Raw genomic sequence first — 15,321 nt, 5'->3', positions numbered from 1 at the left:
GTGCGCAGCAGATGATGAGCCCTGAAGATGGACGGCAAGATATCAAAATCGAAGCGCTACGCTATCAAGAACCGGGGAAATAATTCACTGCAAGGAACGCCAGCGTGGTAAATCCGGCGGCGAAACCACACAGTGCGCCCAGCAACTGACGTGCGACCGGATGCTCCGGTTGACGGCGATGGGCAACCCACATCCATACACCCGCCAACACCCCGGCGCTGTTCATGATTACCACCAGGCTGCGATCCAGGTTTGACGTCGCCATCGTCGTGCCAATGACCCCGCCATAAATCAGCGTGAATACGATTCCAGTCACCACGGCACTTCCGGCACCGGCAAGGTTGGCAAGTAACAAATTCCACTCACCCCGTTGCTTCACGACCCACGTCCAGGTTCCGGCCATTACCAGCAAGCACAACAAAGCATCCATTGATTCATTCCTGAGTGCGCGATAGCAGAGGCGGTTGGTGCGCCTCCAGCGAAAGTGGACGGCAAGATATCAAAATAGTAGCGTCACGCCACTGCCCTTATCCTCGTAACGGACTACACATGCCTGCAATCACTAAAACCTTGCGCCTGTTTTGTGCACTCACTCTGGGCTTTTCCCTGACCCCGGCATTCGCCGCCTGGCAAGAACACCCGGAAAACAGCTGGAAGTATTACGCCGGCAACTGCCAGCAAGTGCAGGGAAAACTGGCCGAGGTGCAGAGCGGTCGAACCAGTGCCTACGAGATGATGGTTGCTCTGGAGAGCAATCTGCGAACCATGAATGAGCACCGCTCGAACCTGACTCCCGATCACGTGGGTTCCGCCGAATTTGCCCAATGCGAAAACGTCGCCGCCCAGGCTGAGGCGATGATCGCCCAAGGCAAAGCCGAGTTCGCCGAGAAAATGGAACGTGGCGTGCAGGAAGGTCGGATCGCCCACCAGAACTCCCCCGAATACCAACGCGCGCGCTCCCTCGGCTTCAGCGACGTCGGTGACATTTCCTTCCTGAAACTGCACGAAGACACCGAAGGCGAAGCACGCCTGAAAACCATGCTGATCACCGTCGACGAAGTCTGCGGCCAATACTTCCGTGCCACGCAGTATGTGAAGCCGTATGTGATTTATACGGTCAGGCCTTCGGATGGCGGTTGTGGGGAGGTAAAGCGCGTGGCGATCATGGGTGGCCGAGCGGTGGAGAAGGGTGACTACATCGATGAAAGAGGCGAGTTTCAGTATCTGGGATGGAAGAATATTGTCGGTGCGGATGGGTTTCCGACGGATATTCGGGTGCTGAAAGCCCGTCGTTAAGTTGCGTCAACACTTGGATGTTTTCTTGAATAAAGGGATAAACAGATGATCGACTTCAACAACAAAGGCTTCTTCAAACTCAAGCAGAACAATGAATACGCCGAACGCGTCACCGCCCTGTTGCTGGACGGGGAAGAAGTGATCGACGCCTACAAGGCCATGCGCGACGGCGTGGTGTTTACCAACAAACGCATCATCGCCGTCAACGTCCAGGGCATCACCGGCAGCAAGAAGGATTTCACTTCGCTGCCGTACAAGAACATCGTCGCGTACTCCGTGGAAACCTCAGGGACGTTTGATCTGGATTCGGAACTGGAGATTTACTTTTCGTCTCTGGGGAAGGTGAAGTTCGAATTCACCGGGAAGACTTCGATGGTCGAGATTTCGAAGTACATCTCTAAGCATCTGTTGTAAGAACGCTCAGGGCGGTCAGTCAAAGAATGTCTTTCAAGTAACCCTTGAGCGCGAGGAGCGGCTGATCAAGCTGCTCCAGCGATTGCGCCTGGCTGAAATCGGCTGACAGCTTGTGCAGCTCCCGCCCCAACGGTTTCTCGACACCGCCCAATGCATTCATCGCCAAATCCAGGCACTCATTCACTTTGAACTGAATGGTCTCGACATCACCCCGGCGCACCAGCAATTCGAACACGTCTTTCTGATAATCACCCATGACCATGTCGTCCCGCAAAATCGGGCTCAGGCCTTCTTCCTCGTAAGCGAGTTTGAGGGAGAAAAGGGCGACTGTTTCCAGTGACGTTTCCATGGTGTGCCTTTAGCGATGTCCTTCAGAAAAAGATGGCGGGCTGTTTTCAGATGGACGTGATTATACGGAGAGGGATCAACAAGTGCAGCCCAAAGGCGAGACTGGGCACGCTGAAGCCGATCAGTAACCTTTACTGGATCGAACGCCATTTCCCTCGGAAGATCGGCGAGTATTATGGTGAGCCCTGACAACTCGACGTTAACTCTTGGATACGAGCGGAGCGACGACCATGGAATACGACAACAAACTGATGGACGACGCCGTGCTTGCCTTGCTGGCAGCGCTCAGTTCCGATGACGGCAATGCCTGGAAAGGCTTCGACTTCGAAATCATGAATCGATTACATGAGCAGGGTTTCATCAGTAACCCGGTGAACAGGAACAAGTCGATCTGGTTGACGGAGGAGGGCCTGGAGCGAGGTCGGCAGATTGCCGAGCGGTTGTTTGGAGGGAGTGCTCAACCTGAGCCTGTATCCAGTTCCGACACCTGAGTCACTGCTACGCCGACTGTAGCGAGAGGACTCGTCGCCGACTCGCTAGATGAGGAACTGGAGGAATTTTAGCATTGGGACATTTTCTGACTGAACCACAACTGACAAACATCAGAGCCGCACTGTCCGAACCTTTCAACCATTTTCCAACTGATTACGACTACGTCGCACGTCAGCTCAAAGGCGTCGATCCAGCGGTGCTCTATGAGATTTTTTATTCGGAAGTAGCGCCAGTGTGCTTTACGAACATTGCGGTGGTCTTGCCCACTGTCTGGACAGGTTTTGACCCTGATTGGCTCAGGGCCGCGATAGAGGAAAGGCTCGCGGCGCGGCAGCGTAATTGGTTTCGCAGGCAGTTCGACAAGTTGCTGGTTCGTTGGCTGAAATACAACTACGACTATATGTGGGAAGAAATCGCCAGCAGACTTTGAACTTGTGATTAGGGTTTTAGAAATCTTTGCTTTTAGCGATCAACACTTTCGTCCGGTTTCAACGCACGGCCAGTCTGATCGTAGGTGAGCTGGTGGCAAATGAGTGAAGGGGGGCTTTATTGCAGACGAAAAAAAAAAGGCCTTGCTAAGCAAGACCTTTCTTAATTTTTGGTGCCCCGAGGGAGACTCGAACTCCCACTCCTTTCGAAAACGGATTTTGAATCCGCCGCGTCTACCAATTCCGCCATCAGGGCTCAATGGCGGCGAAGTATAGAGATGAGATTACCGTTGGTCAATCACGTTTCATGGTCAATTTTCGATATTTCCGCTAGACTTTCCGGCCCTGCTAGACGAACCCCATCATGCGCGTTGCTGACTTTACCTTCGAACTCCCTGATTCGCTGATCGCTCGCCACCCTTTGGCCGAGCGTCGCGGCAGTCGCCTGTTGACCCTGGATGGGGTGAGCGGCGCCTTGGCACACCGTCAATTCACTGATTTGCTTGAGCATTTGCGCCCGGGCGATTTGATGGTGTTCAACAATACCCGGGTGATTCCGGCGCGGCTGTTTGGACAAAAAGCGTCCGGCGGCAAGCTGGAAATCCTCATCGAGCGGGTGCTCGATACGCATCGCGTGCTGGCCCATGTGCGCTCCAGCAAGTCGCCGAAGCCGGGTTCGAAGATTCTCATCGACGGCGGTGGCGAAGCTGAAATGCTTGCGCGTCACGACGCGTTGTTCGAGTTGGGCTTCGCTGAGGAAGTGTTGCCGCTGCTTGATCGCGTCGGGCACATGCCGCTGCCTCCTTATATAGACCGCCCGGATGAAGGCTCGGATCGCGAGCGTTATCAGACCGTGTACGCCGAGCGCCTGGGCGCGGTGGCGGCGCCGACGGCGGGGCTGCATTTCGATCAGTCGCTGATGGAGGCGATTGCGGCCAAGGGCGTCGAGACCGCATTCGTCACGCTGCACGTAGGCGCGGGTACTTTCCAGCCGGTGCGCGTCGAGAAGCTTGAAGATCACCATATGCACACTGAGTGGCTGGAAGTCGGCCAGGACGTGGTCGATGCGGTCGCTGCGTGCCGTGCGCGCGGCGGTCGAGTGATTGCCGTTGGCACCACCAGCGTGCGTTCGCTGGAAAGCGCCGCGCGCGATGGCGTGCTCAAGCCATTCAGTGGCGATACCGACATCTTTATCTACCCTGGCCGGCCGTTCCATGTGGTCGATGCCCTGGTCACCAATTTCCATTTGCCGGAATCCACGCTGTTGATGCTGGTTTCGGCATTCGCCGGTTATCCCGAAACCATGGCCGCCTACAAGGCCGCCGTCGACAACGGTTACCGCTTTTTCAGCTACGGTGATGCCATGTTCATCACCCGTAATCCCGCACCTACTGCCCCTAAACAAACAGGCCCAGAGGAAACAGAATGAGTCGCGAATGTCGCATGTCCTTTGAGCTCCTGGCCACCGATGGCAAGGCCCGTCGTGGTCGTCTGACCTTCCCGCGTGGCACCGTCGAGACCCCGGCTTTCATGCCGGTCGGTACTTACGGCACGGTCAAGGGCATGTTGCCGCGTGACATCGTCGCCACTGGCGCAGAAATCATTCTGGGCAACACCTTCCACCTGTGGCTGCGTCCTGGCACCGAGGTGATCAAGGCGCACGGCGACTTGCACGATTTCATGCAGTGGAAAGGCCCGATCCTGACCGACTCCGGCGGCTTCCAGGTGTTCAGCCTGGGCGCGATGCGCAAGATCAAGGAAGAGGGCGTGACCTTCGCCTCTCCGGTCGACGGCTCGAAAGTGTTCATGGGCCCGGAAGAGTCGATGCAGGTTCAGCGCGATCTGGGTTCCGACATCGTGATGATCTTCGACGAATGCACGCCGTACCCGGCTGACGAAGACGTCGCCCGTGTGTCGATGGAGTTGTCGTTGCGCTGGGCTCAGCGTTCGAAAAACGCCCACGGTGAAAACACCGCGGCGCTGTTCGGTATCGTTCAGGGCGGCATGCACCAGGATCTGCGCATGCGCTCGCTGGAAGGTCTGGACAAGATCGGCTTTGACGGTCTGGCCATCGGTGGTTTGTCGGTGGGCGAACCGAAGCACGAGATGATCAAGGTGCTGGATTATCTGCCGGGCATGATGCCGGCTGACAAACCTCGTTACCTTATGGGCGTTGGCAAACCCGAAGATCTGGTTGAGGGTGTGCGCCGCGGTGTGGACATGTTCGATTGCGTGATGCCAACCCGTAATGCCCGCAATGGGCATCTGTTCATTGATACAGGCGTGCTGAAGATCCGTAACGCGTTCCATCGCCATGATGATTCGCCGCTGGATCCGACCTGCGATTGCTATACCTGCCAGAACTTCTCCCGCGCTTATCTGCATCACCTGGACAAGTGCGGCGAAATGCTGGGAAGCATGCTCAATACCATCCATAACTTGCGCCATTATCAGGTGCTGATGGCTGGTTTGCGCGAGGCTATTCAACAGGGTACATTGGCCGCCTTTGTCGATGCCTTCTACGCCAAACGCGGGCTCCCCGTTCCGCCTTTGGACTGAGTTTTCTGACCCCAAGATTCAACATTTGCAACTGGAGTGCTAAATGAGCTTTTTTATCTCTAATGCCATGGCTGACGCAGCTGCACCGGCTGCTGCCGGCCCAATGGGCGGCGGCTTCGAGTGGATTTTCCTGGTCGGCTTCCTGGTCATCTTTTACCTGATGATCTGGCGTCCACAGGCCAAGCGCGCCAAAGAGCAGAAGAACCTGCTGAGCAGCCTGCAAAAGGGCGACGAAGTGGTCACCACCGGCGGCATCGCCGGCAAGATCACCAAGGTGGCCGATGACTTCGTGGTTCTGGAAGTTTCCGACACCGTGGAAATGAAGTTCCAGAAAGGCGCCATCGCCGCCACGCTGCCAAAAGGCACGCTGAAAGCGATCTAAGGTTCCAACTTCTACTCAATCGACGGGGCGCGCAAGGCGCCCCGCGTTCATAACGGGCGGCGTGATGCTGAACAAATACCCTCTGTGGAAATACATTCTGATCCTGGCGGTGCTGGCGATCGGTCTGATTTATTCCGCTCCCAATCTATACCCCGATGACCCGGCCATTCAGGTGAGCGGCGCCAGCACGGCACTGCAGGTCAATCAGGCCGATCTGGATCGTGTAAGCACCGCGCTCAAAGAGTCCGGGATCACCGTCAAGGCGGCCACGCTGGCGGACAACGGCAAGGGCGGTCTGATCCGTCTGGCCAAAGCTGAAGACCAGCTGCCGGCAAAAGACGTTGTGCGCAAGGCATTGGGTGATGACTACGTCGTCGCGCTGAACCTGGCGCAGACCACCCCGCAATGGCTGCGCAATCTGGGCGCGCACCCGATGAAGCTGGGCCTGGACTTGTCCGGTGGTGTGCACTTCCTGCTGGAAGTGGACATGGATAAAGCCCTCGATGCACGCCTGAAAGTCTACGAAGGCGACGTCAAGAGCCTGCTGCGTAAAGAGAAGCTGCGCTATCGCAGTCTGCCGCAACTGGGCGGTGCCATTCAGTTGGGCTTCAGCGATGAAGATTCCCGCGAACAGGCCCGTGCGCTGATCCGCAAGAACTTCAACGATTTCGACATTGTTCCGGCCGACCTCAACGGTCAACCGGTGCTGCGTCTGGCGATGACCCCGGCCAAGCTGGCGGAAATCCGTGAATACTCCATCAAGCAGAACTTGACCACGGTACGTAACCGCGTCAACGAGCTGGGTGTTGCCGAACCGATCGTTCAGCGTCAGGGCGCCAACCGCATCGTGGTTGAGCTGCCAGGCGTGCAGGACACTGCCGAAGCCAAGCGTATTCTGGGCAAGACGGCCAACCTTGAGTTCCGTCTGGCTGCAGAGCCGGGTGCTTCGAAAGCCACTTCCGAGAGCTTTGAATTCCGTGAGGGCAACCGTCCTCCTGCGCAGATCGAGCGTGGCCTGATCATCACCGGTGACCAGGTGACTGACGCCAAGGCCGGTTTCGGCGAGCACGGCACACCTGAAGTGAACATCCGTCTGGATGGTCACGGTGGTGAGTTGATGAGCCGCGCGACTCGTTCGAACGTCGGTCGCAGCATGGCAGTGATCTTCATCGAGCAGCGTCCGGTCACCACTTACACCAAGCAAATGGTTAATGGCGTCGAGAAAGACGTCGCGGTGCAGACGTTCAAGGAAGAGAAGAAGATCATCAGCCTGGCGACTATCCAGTCGCCGCTGGGTGCTCAGTTCCGCATCACTGGCCTGAACGGTCAGGGCGAATCGTCCGAGCTGGCGCTGCTGTTGCGTGCCGGTGGTCTGGCAGCGCCGATGTACTTCGCTGAAGAGCGCACAATCGGCCCGAGCCTGGGTGCTGACAACATCACCAAAGGTATCGATGCATCGCTGTGGGGCATGCTGTTCGTGTCGCTGTTCATCATCGCCATCTACCGCTTCTTCGGCATCATCGCCACTGTCGCTCTGTCGGTGAACATGGTGTTGCTGCTGGCGCTGATGTCGCTGCTGGGTGCAACGCTGACCCTGCCGGGTATCGCCGGTATCGTGTTGACCATGGGTATGGCGGTTGACGCCAACGTACTGATCTTCTCGCGGATCCGCGAAGAGATCGCCGCCGGCATGACCGTGCAGCGCGCAATCAACGAAGGCTTCGGCCGGGCATTCACTGCGATTCTCGACGCCAACCTGACAACTCTGTTGGTCGGCGGGATTCTCTTTGCTATGGGCACCGGCCCGGTCAAAGGCTTCGCAGTGACCATGTCCCTCGGGATCTTTACCTCGATGTTCACGGCCATCATGGTGACCCGCGCAATGGTCAACCTGATCTTCGGCGGACGTGACTTCAAGAAGTTGTGGATTTAAGGGGCTGCCATGTTACGTACAATCAACTTCATGGGCGTTCGCAACTTCGCGTTCGGCGTCACAGTATTCCTCACCCTGCTGGCTATGTTCAGTGTCTTCACCAAGGGCATGAACTGGGGGCTGGACTTCACCGGCGGTACGCTCATCGAGCTGACCTACGAGCGTCCGGCCGATGTCACCAAGGTGCGCGAGCAACTGGTGACTTCGGGTTATCACGAAGCCGTCGTGCAGAGCTTCGGTGCGACTACCGATCTGCTGGTGCGGATGCCGGGTGAAGACCCGCAGTTGGGCCATCAGGTAGCGGAAGCGCTGCTGAAGGTCGGCGGCGACAACCCGGCAACGGTCAAGCGTGTCGAGTTCGTCGGCCCGCAGGTCGGTGAAGAGCTGCGCGACCAGGGCGGCCTCGGCATGCTGCTGGCGCTCGGCGGCATCCTGATCTACCTGGCTTTCCGCTTTCAGTGGAAGTTCGCGGTCGGCGCCATTGTTTCGCTGATCCACGACGTGATCGTGACCATCGGCATCCTGTCGTATTTCCAGATCACTTTCGATCTGACGGTACTGGCGGCGGTGCTGGCGATCATCGGTTACTCGCTGAACGACACCATCGTGGTATTCGACCGGGTTCGCGAGAACTTCCGCGTGCTGCGCAAGGCGACGCTGATCGAGAACATCAACATCTCGACCACTCAGACCCTGCTGCGCACCATGGCGACGTCGATCTCCACCTTGCTGGCGATCGCGGCACTGCTGTTCTTCGGTGGCGACAACCTGTTCGGCTTCTCCATCGCCCTGTTTATCGGTGTTCTGGCGGGTACTTACTCGTCGATCTACATCGCTAACGTGGTGCTGATCTGGCTGAACCTGACCACTGAGGATCTGATTCCTCCGGTCAACACCGAGAAGGAAGTCGACGACCGTCCATAACGGCCATCGTTTTCCCCCGCTGTCAGCCGAAAAAGGCGCGAGTTGAACTCGCGCCTTTTTTTATGCTCCAAGGCTGGGAGAAGCGCGGGCGCGTCCCGCATGTGATGGTCAGGAGGTTCATGTGAACAAGTCGTTGCTGGTTGGTGCGGTATTGGGTGCTGTCGGTGTGACTGCCGGGGGTGCTGTTGCCACCTACAGCCTGGTTAAAAGCGGCCCTGAGTATGCGCAAGTACTGGCTGTTGAACCGGTCAAAACACAGATCAAGACTCCACGTGAAGTGTGCAAGGATGTAGCCGTGACCCGCCAGGCGCCGGTCAAGGATCAACACCAGATCCTCGGTACCGCGATTGGTGCGGTAGCGGGTGGTTTGCTGGGTAATCAGGTCGGCGGCGGTACTGGCAAGAAGATCGCCACCGTGGCCGGTGCGGTTGGTGGCGGTTATGCCGGTAACAAGGTGCAGGAAGGTATGCAGAATCGCGATACCTACACCACCACGCAGACTCGCTGTAACACGGTGAATGACATCAGTGACAAAGTTGTCGGTTACGACGTGCGTTATTCGCTGGATGGCAAGGAAGGCAAGGTGCGGATGGATCGTGATCCGGGCAACCAGATTCCGGTCGACAAGGAAGGCAAGCTGGTTCTGTCGCAGAATGAGCCTGCTCAGTAATAGTCCGAGCGTTTAAAAAAAAGCACCCCGAAGGGTGCTTTTTTTCGTTTCGCGTAAAGCTTAGCGCTTCAGCGAGGCTGGCAGGTGCGGCTGGATCGCCGTCAGAACTGCCTTGAAGCATTTGGTGTTGCCGGCAACGATATGGCCTTTTTCAAGGAAGTCGTGACCGCCGGTGAAGTCGCTCACCAGGCCGCCAGCTTCTTGAATCAGCAGGGCGCCTGCAGCCATGTCCCACTCGGACAGACCCGACTCCCAGAATGCATCGAAACGACCGGCAGCTACATAGGCCAGGTCCAGGCTGGCCGAACCGGCGCGACGGATACCGGCAGTCTGGCCGACCAAGGCGCGGAACATGCCCAGGTAGTTGTCGAGGTTGTCCATTTGATCGTCACGGAACGGGAAGCCGGTACCCAGCAGGGCGCCGTCGAGGCTTGTGCGACCGCTGACGCGCAGGCGACGACCGTTCAGTTGCGCGCCGCGACCACGGCTGGCGGTGAATTCTTCCTGGCGAACCGGGTCCAGAACAACAGCGTGCTCCAGGCGACCACGGTATTTGCAGGCGATGCTGACAGCAAAGTGTGGAATGCCGCGCAGGAAGTTGGTGGTGCCGTCCAGCGGATCGATGATCCACAGGTATTCTTCGCCTTCGATGCCGGTACCGGCGTGCAGGCCAGTCTCTTCACCGCGGATCGAGTGGTTCGGGTAAGCCTTGCGCAGCGCGTCGATGATTTTCTGTTCGGCGGCGCGATCCACCTCGGATACATAATCCTTGGCGTCTTTTTCGTCGACCTTGATGGTATCCAGGCGCTCGATGGAGCGGAAGATCAGTTCACTGGCGCTGCGGGCGGCGCGCAGCGCGATATTCAGCATGGGCTGCATGGATGTGTCACCTAAGGTTGTTAAAGAAAGCCGCGCATTCTATCAGAACTTTTCTTCAGGTGAAGGTTGCTGTTCGCTTTCATAGCTTAACGGTAGGCTGTTCTGTAAGATTTGCACCCCTTTCCTGTGTCCGAGAGCGCCTCCCTTGCTGCAGAACATTCGTGTCGTCCTGGTCAATACCAGCCACCCCGGCAACATCGGCGGGGCTGCGCGCGCCATGAAAAACATGGGTCTGTCGCGCTTGGTGCTGGTCGAGCCGCGCCTGTTTCCGCACCACGAGGCCGATGCTCGCGCTTCCGGTGCCGGTGACATCCTTGAAAACGCCCAGGTCGTCGCCACCCTGGAAGATGCCTTGGTCGGCTGCAATCTGGTGCTCGGCACCAGCGCCCGTGATCGGCGTATTCCCTGGCCGCTGCTGGACCCGCGCGAATGCGGCACCAAAGTGGTTGAGGAAGCCGGGCAGGGCGCAGAGATTGCGCTGGTGTTCGGCCGTGAAGATTCCGGCCTGACCAATGACGAGCTGCAGCGATGTCACTTTCACGTGCACATCCCCTCCGATCCTGAGTTCAGTTCGCTGAACCTTGGGGCGGCGGTGCAGGTGTTGAGCTATGAAGTGCGCATGGCATGGCTGGCCGCGCAAGGTCAGCCGAGCAAGATCGAGAAGGAAGAAGTGGCTTCGGTGAAAAGCGCCGAGCTGGCGACCATGGATGAGCTGGAGCGATTCTATGAGCATCTGGAGCAGACGCTGGTCGCCATCGAATTCCTCGATCCTGAGAAGCCGCGGCACCTGATGGCGCGCCTGCGCCGGTTGTACGGACGCAGCTCGGTCAGCCGGGCGGAAATGAATATATTGCGTGGCATCCTCACGGAAACCCAAAAAGCGGCCCGTGGTGAGCTTCTGAAACGGAAGGACTGAATGATGTTTGAGCGTTTGCGTGAAGATATCCAAAGCGTATTCCATCGAGATCCGGCGGCGCGTAACGCTTTTGAAGTCCTGACTTGCTACCCCGGTATGCACGCGATCTGGATTCATCGTCTGGCCGGGATGCTCTGGCGCAATGACCTGAAGTGGCTGGCGCGTCTGGTGTCGAACTTTGGTCGCTGGTTGACCGGGATCGAGATTCACCCGGGGGCGAAAGTCGGTCGACGCTTCTTTATTGATCACGGCATGGGCATCGTCATTGGCGAAACCGCCGAGATCGGCGATGACGTGACTATCTATCAGGGCGTGACCCTCGGCGGCACAAGCTGGAACAAAGGCAAGCGTCATCCGACCTTGGGTGATGGTGTTGTTGTCGGTGCCGGAGCGAAAGTGCTTGGGCCATTCACTGTCGGCGCCGGGGCCAAGGTCGGCTCCAACGCTGTGGTGACCAAGGAGGTGCCGCCGGGCGCGACGGTCGTGGGTATTCCGGGGCGAATCATCGTTAAATCCGATGAGGAGCAGGACGCCAAGCGCAAGGCCATGGCCGAGAAAATCGGCTTCGATGCCTATGGTGTCAGCGAAGACATGCCTGACCCGGTGGCGCGCGCCATCGGTCAGTTGCTTGATCACCTGCAAGCGGTGGATGGGCGACTGGAGGGGATGTGCGGCGCACTGAAGGATCTGGGCAGTAATTACTGTGCGAAAGATTTGCCTGAGCTGCGCGAAGAGGATTTCGCCTGTGTAAAAGGCAAAGACGAATCCAAAACTGGCTGACACCCCTGCGGCAGCTCCTGCACGGCACATCCTGCAACCGGTGTGCCATTAAGCCGCAGACCCTGATATCATTCGCGCGCTCTTTTGCGGGTAAACCCGACTAAAGCACTAGGTCTTATAGTTGACTTAAATGCTCGGGAATTGCATACTCCCGCCCATTCTGAACTCCGTGGTAACTGTCCATGCGACTGACTACAAAAGGCCGATACGCCGTGACCGCCATGCTCGACCTGGCGTTGCACGCGCAGCACGGGCCGGTGTCCCTGGCCGATATCTCCGAGCGCCAAGGCATCTCCCTGTCCTATCTCGAACAGCTTTTCGCCAAGCTGCGCCGCAGCAACCTGGTATCCAGTGTTCGCGGTCCGGGCGGTGGCTACCAGTTGTCCCGCGACATGCAGGGCATCCAGGTTGCACAGGTGATCGATGCGGTTAACGAATCGGTCGATGCCACCAAATGCCAGGGCCAAGGCGATTGCCATTCCGGCGACACTTGCCTGACCCATCACCTGTGGTGCGACCTTAGCCTGCAGATTCACGAATTTCTCAGCGGTATCAGCTTGGCTGATCTTGTGACTCGCCGTGAGGTGCAAGAAGTAGCCCAGCGTCAGGATCAGCGTCGTTGCAATGGCAAGGCGCCGCGCCTGGACAAGATTGAAGCGTCCGCCGTCGAATGACAGCCAAAGAGCTAGCGGCACGCCAGCCAGCCTGATTTAGGAGATAGTCCATGAAATTGCCGATTTACCTTGATTACTCTGCGACCACCCCGGTCGATCCGCGCGTTGCGCAAAAAATGAGTGAATGCCTGCTGGTCGACGGAAACTTCGGTAACCCGGCTTCCCGTTCCCACGTGTTCGGCTGGAAAGCTGAAGAGTCCGTCGAAAACGCTCGTCGTCAGGTGGCCGATCTGGTCAACGCTGATCCGCGTGAAATCGTCTGGACGTCCGGCGCCACCGAGTCCAACAACCTGGCAATCAAGGGTGCGGCACATTTCTACGCCTCCAAGGGCAAGCACCTGATCACCTCCAAGATCGAGCACAAGGCTGTCCTCGACACCATGCGCCAACTCGAGCGTGAAGGTTTTGAAGTCACCTACCTTGATCCGACTGAAGACGGTCTGATCACTCCGGCCATGATCGAAGCCGCTTTGCGCGAAGACACCATCCTCGTGTCGGCCATGCACGTGAACAACGAAATCGGTACCGTCAACGATATCGCCGCCATCGGCGAGCTGCTTCGTTCGAAGGGCATCCTTTTCCACGTTGACGCTGCTCAGTCCACTGGCAAGGTCGAGATCGACCTGCAGAAGCTGAAAGTCGACATGATGTCGTTCTCTGCCCACAAAACCTACGGCCCTAAAGGCATTGGCGCGCTGTACGTCAGCCGCAAGCCGCGTGTGCGCATCGAAGCGACCATGCACGGTGGCGGTCACGAGCGTGGCATGCGTTCCGGCACCCTGGCGACTCACCAGATCGTTGGTATGGGCGAGGCGTTCCGTGTAGCTAAAGAAGATATGGCTGCTGAAAACGTTCGTATCCAAGCCTTGAGCGACCGTTTCTACAAGCAGGTCGAGCATCTGGAAGAGCTGTACGTCAACGGCAGCCTGATCGCCCGCGTTCCGCACAACCTGAACCTGAGCTTCAACTACGTTGAAGGCGAGTCGCTGATCATGGCACTCAAGGATCTGGCGGTTTCGTCCGGTTCCGCCTGCACCTCGGCATCGCTTGAGCCTTCGTACGTACTGCGCGCCCTGGGCCGCAACGACGAACTGGCGCACAGCTCGATCCGCTTCACCTTCGGCCGTTTCACCACCGAAGAAGAAATCGACTACGCCGCGCAGAAAGTCTGCGAGGCCGTTACCAAGCTGCGCGCTCTGTCGCCGCTGTGGGACATGTACAAAGACGGTGTCGACATTTCGAAAATCGAGTGGGCGGCACACTGATTTCAAGTCGCCGCGAACCGGCCCTGCGCCCCACGGTTGCAGGGCTTAAAGAGCGACTCTCTGATGAGTGAGGATTAAGCATCATGGCTTACAGCGAAAAGGTCATCGACCACTACGAAAACCCGCGCAACGTCGGCAAGATGAACGCGGAAGACCCGGATGTCGGTACTGGCATGGTCGGCGCTCCGGCGTGCGGCGATGTCATGCGCCTGCAAATCAAGGTCAACGATCAGGGCGTTATCGAAGACGCCAAGTTCAAGACCTACGGCTGCGGTTCGGCAATCGCTTCCAGCTCCCTCGCCACCGAGTGGATGAAGGGCAAGACCCTGGACGAAGCCGAAACCATCAAGAACACCCAGCTGGCCGAAGAATTGGCCCTGCCGCCAGTGAAAATTCACTGCTCGGTACTGGCTGAAGACGCTATCAAAGCGGCTGTTCGCGATTACAAGCAGAAGAAAGGCTTGATCTGACTTTCTGGATTTGGCGACGAGTAAGGAGTCAACGATGGCTATCAGCATGACAGAAGCGGCTGCTCAGCACGTGCGACGCTCCCTCAACGGGCGCGGCAAAGGTGAAGGGATTCGTCTGGGTGTTCGCACCACAGGTTGTTCCGGCCTTGCCTACGTGCTGGAGTTTGTCGACGAGGTGGTTGAAGAGGATCAGGTGTTCGAAAGTCACGGCGAGAAAGTGATCATCGACCCGAAAAGCCTGGCCTACCTGGACGGCACCGAACTCGATTTCGTCAAGGAAGGGTTGAACGAAGGCTTCAAGTTCAACAACCCCAACGTGCGCGGTGAATGTGGCTGCGGCGAAAGCTTCAACATCTGAGGCTTGTCGTGGGTATTCCTTGTCATTTCGCTTTATTCGAGCTGCAACCGAGCTTCCGTCTGGATCTCGAGCAGTTGGCCACGCGCTACCGTGAGTTGGCGCGCGGCGTTCATCCTGACCGTTTTGCCGACGCTTCCGAGCGCGAGCAGCGGTCGGCGCTCGAGCAGTCTGCGCGGCTCAACGATGCTTATCAGACGCTCAAGAGCCCGCCGCAGCGTGCGCGCTATCTGCTGAAAGTCAGCGGTCATGAAGTGCCGATGGAAGTCACGGTTCACGACCCCGAGTTTCTTCTGCAGCAGATGCAGTGGCGCGAAGAGCTCGAAGACCTCCAGGACAGCGCCGATCTGGACGGTGTCGCGGTGTTCAAGCGTCGCTTGAAAGTGGCTCAGGAAGAACTCAACGAAAGCTTCGCAGCCTGTTGGGATGATGCAGCGCAACGCGAACAGGCCGAACGCCTGATGCGACGCATGCAATTCCTCGACAAGCTCACCTACGAAGTGCGCCAGTTAGAAGAGCGCCTCGACGATTAACCC

At 57.8% G+C, this 15,321-nt stretch carries 20 protein-coding genes and 1 tRNA gene; 17 read left to right on the top strand and 4 right to left on the bottom strand.

The features are described from left to right. Window positions 1-64: 64 nt before the first annotated feature. Window positions 65-430 carry a hypothetical protein gene (locus ACA069_RS23280; RefSeq protein WP_187677964.1) on the bottom strand — a complete coding sequence of 122 codons (366 nt, stop codon included), beginning with the start codon at window positions 428-430 and terminating at the stop codon, window positions 65-67. 119 nt (window positions 431-549) lie between these two features. Here ACA069_RS23280 and ACA069_RS23275 point away from each other — a divergent pair, with 119 nt between their 5' ends. Next, window positions 550-1,296, top strand: a complete 747-nt coding sequence (locus ACA069_RS23275; RefSeq protein ID WP_497615312.1) for a hypothetical protein — start codon at window positions 550-552, stop codon at window positions 1,294-1,296. A 45-nt stretch (window positions 1,297-1,341) separates the two neighbouring features. Beyond that, a complete protein-coding gene (locus tag ACA069_RS23270) occupies window positions 1,342-1,710 on the top strand; it encodes a PH domain-containing protein (RefSeq protein ID WP_497615311.1) in 369 nt (122 codons plus the stop codon). 19 nt (window positions 1,711-1,729) lie between these two features. On the opposite strand, the gene ACA069_RS23265 is transcribed toward ACA069_RS23270, so the two are convergent. Further along, complete coding sequence (locus ACA069_RS23265; protein WP_489878767.1) at window positions 1,730-2,059, bottom strand: hypothetical protein; 330 nt, start codon at window positions 2,057-2,059, stop codon at window positions 1,730-1,732. 229 nt (window positions 2,060-2,288) lie between these two features. Between ACA069_RS23265 and ACA069_RS23260 the strand changes: the two genes are divergently transcribed. Together ACA069_RS23260 and ACA069_RS23255 are read left to right on the top strand one after the other, a co-directional pair. Continuing rightward, window positions 2,289-2,549 carry a DUF6429 family protein gene (locus ACA069_RS23260; protein WP_497615310.1) on the top strand — a complete coding sequence of 87 codons (261 nt, stop codon included), beginning with the start codon at window positions 2,289-2,291 and terminating at the stop codon, window positions 2,547-2,549. A 74-nt stretch (window positions 2,550-2,623) separates the two neighbouring features. Next, window positions 2,624-2,980 (top strand): DUF7079 family protein, encoded by a 357-nt coding sequence (locus ACA069_RS23255; RefSeq protein WP_497615309.1) that lies wholly within the window; start codon window positions 2,624-2,626, stop codon window positions 2,978-2,980. Between the two features lie 169 nt (window positions 2,981-3,149). On the opposite strand, the gene ACA069_RS23250 is transcribed toward ACA069_RS23255, so the two are convergent. Further along, a tRNA-Leu gene (locus tag ACA069_RS23250) sits at window positions 3,150-3,234 on the bottom strand. A gap of 108 nt (window positions 3,235-3,342) precedes the next feature. Here ACA069_RS23250 and queA point away from each other — a divergent pair. The 6 genes from queA to ACA069_RS23220 all read left to right on the top strand — a co-directional run bounded on the left by queA (window position 3,343) and on the right by ACA069_RS23220 (window position 9,446). Then, on the top strand, window positions 3,343-4,407 hold the full coding sequence (queA, locus tag ACA069_RS23245) for a tRNA preQ1(34) S-adenosylmethionine ribosyltransferase-isomerase QueA (protein WP_489878768.1): 1,065 nt from the start codon (window positions 3,343-3,345) through the stop codon (window positions 4,405-4,407). 14 nt (window positions 4,408-4,421) lie between these two features. Then, on the top strand, window positions 4,422-5,537 hold the full coding sequence (tgt, locus tag ACA069_RS23240; RefSeq protein WP_170947342.1) for a tRNA guanosine(34) transglycosylase Tgt: 1,116 nt from the start codon (window positions 4,422-4,424) through the stop codon (window positions 5,535-5,537). 43 nt (window positions 5,538-5,580) lie between these two features. Beyond that, on the top strand, window positions 5,581-5,919 hold the full coding sequence (gene yajC, locus ACA069_RS23235; RefSeq protein ID WP_007916913.1) for a preprotein translocase subunit YajC: 339 nt from the start codon (window positions 5,581-5,583) through the stop codon (window positions 5,917-5,919). A 64-nt stretch (window positions 5,920-5,983) separates the two neighbouring features. Beyond that, window positions 5,984-7,852, top strand: coding sequence for a protein translocase subunit SecD (gene secD / locus ACA069_RS23230; RefSeq protein ID WP_401272038.1), 1,869 nt, complete (start codon window positions 5,984-5,986; stop codon window positions 7,850-7,852). A gap of 9 nt (window positions 7,853-7,861) precedes the next feature. Next, complete coding sequence (gene secF / locus ACA069_RS23225; RefSeq protein ID WP_187677956.1) at window positions 7,862-8,776, top strand: protein translocase subunit SecF; 915 nt, start codon at window positions 7,862-7,864, stop codon at window positions 8,774-8,776. Between the two features lie 121 nt (window positions 8,777-8,897). Next, the gene (locus tag ACA069_RS23220; RefSeq protein ID WP_187677955.1) at window positions 8,898-9,446 is read left to right on the top strand and encodes a glycine zipper 2TM domain-containing protein; all 549 of its coding nucleotides are present in this window, start codon (window positions 8,898-8,900) and stop codon (window positions 9,444-9,446) included. Between the two features lie 60 nt (window positions 9,447-9,506). On the opposite strand, the gene suhB is transcribed toward ACA069_RS23220, so the two are convergent. Further along, window positions 9,507-10,325 carry a type III secretion system regulator SuhB gene (suhB, locus tag ACA069_RS23215; protein ID WP_016984379.1) on the bottom strand — a complete coding sequence of 273 codons (819 nt, stop codon included), beginning with the start codon at window positions 10,323-10,325 and terminating at the stop codon, window positions 9,507-9,509. Between the two features lie 145 nt (window positions 10,326-10,470). On the opposite strand from suhB, the gene trmJ reads away from it, so the two are divergent. From trmJ to hscB, 7 genes are all read left to right on the top strand, one after another. After that, complete coding sequence (gene trmJ / locus ACA069_RS23210; RefSeq protein ID WP_008084663.1) at window positions 10,471-11,241, top strand: tRNA (cytosine(32)/uridine(32)-2'-O)-methyltransferase TrmJ; 771 nt, start codon at window positions 10,471-10,473, stop codon at window positions 11,239-11,241. A gap of 3 nt (window positions 11,242-11,244) precedes the next feature. Next, window positions 11,245-12,021 (top strand): serine O-acetyltransferase, encoded by a 777-nt coding sequence (gene cysE / locus ACA069_RS23205; protein ID WP_187680639.1) that lies wholly within the window; start codon window positions 11,245-11,247, stop codon window positions 12,019-12,021. Window positions 12,022-12,203: 182 nt separating this feature from the next. Further along, a complete protein-coding gene (gene iscR, locus ACA069_RS23200; protein ID WP_007956690.1) occupies window positions 12,204-12,695 on the top strand; it encodes a Fe-S cluster assembly transcriptional regulator IscR in 492 nt (163 codons plus the stop codon). Window positions 12,696-12,745: 50 nt separating this feature from the next. After that, window positions 12,746-13,960, top strand: a complete 1,215-nt coding sequence (locus ACA069_RS23195; RefSeq protein ID WP_187680638.1) for an IscS subfamily cysteine desulfurase — start codon at window positions 12,746-12,748, stop codon at window positions 13,958-13,960. An 83-nt stretch (window positions 13,961-14,043) separates the two neighbouring features. After that, window positions 14,044-14,430 (top strand): Fe-S cluster assembly scaffold IscU, encoded by a 387-nt coding sequence (iscU, locus tag ACA069_RS23190; protein ID WP_003227907.1) that lies wholly within the window; start codon window positions 14,044-14,046, stop codon window positions 14,428-14,430. 34 nt (window positions 14,431-14,464) lie between these two features. Then, window positions 14,465-14,788, top strand: a complete 324-nt coding sequence (iscA, locus tag ACA069_RS23185; RefSeq protein ID WP_157710466.1) for an iron-sulfur cluster assembly protein IscA — start codon at window positions 14,465-14,467, stop codon at window positions 14,786-14,788. Window positions 14,789-14,796: 8 nt separating this feature from the next. After that, window positions 14,797-15,318, top strand: a complete 522-nt coding sequence (gene hscB / locus ACA069_RS23180; protein ID WP_187680637.1) for a co-chaperone HscB — start codon at window positions 14,797-14,799, stop codon at window positions 15,316-15,318. Window positions 15,319-15,321 lie beyond the last annotated feature (3 nt).

The sequence above is a fragment of the Pseudomonas sp. LBUM1652 genome, from assembly GCF_059716105.1.
The sequence above is the reverse complement of the archived record's forward strand: the minus strand, read 5'-3'. Positions and strand labels throughout refer to the sequence as shown.